Origin of the sequence: Bacillus sp. SIMBA_005, assembly GCF_046535585.1 — a bacterium.
Classification (GTDB): Bacteria; Bacillota; Bacilli; order Bacillales; family Bacillaceae; genus Bacillus; species Bacillus pumilus.
The window spans coordinates 1-318 of the sequence record NZ_JAWRWI010000166.1 but is presented as its reverse complement, the minus strand read 5'-3'; the positions used below and the strand labels follow the sequence as shown (position 1 = coordinate 318).

At 38.1% G+C, this 318-nt stretch carries 1 protein-coding gene; it reads left to right on the top strand.

Annotated elements, in window-relative coordinates; genetic code table 11:
- Positions 1-246: DUF1963 domain-containing protein (locus SB660_RS19590; RefSeq protein WP_410583919.1), on the top strand; the 246-nt coding region annotated here is incomplete at its 5' end.
- Positions 247-318: the final 72 nt, after the last annotated feature.

Sequence of the window (318 nt, the reverse complement as noted above, 5' to 3'; positions counted from 1 at the left end):
GCAGATGTATTGTATGATGTATTATCGGGAGCTGGGCATAAAATAGGGGGATACCCTTTCTTTACACAGGATGATCCTAGAGCTTATGGCGATTATAACGATTCAACAACGTTGTTATTGCAAATAGATAGTGAAGGAGATCATATACTGTGGGGAGATTGCGGTGTTGGCAATTTCTTTATTACAGAAGAAGAGCTTAAAAATAAAGATTTTAGTCAGGTTGTTTATAATTGGGATTGTCATTAAAAAGCAAGCGGGCAAATTATTTGCTCGCTTGCTTTTGCGTGTCATTATTGTTCACGAGCGTTGAATTGCTCC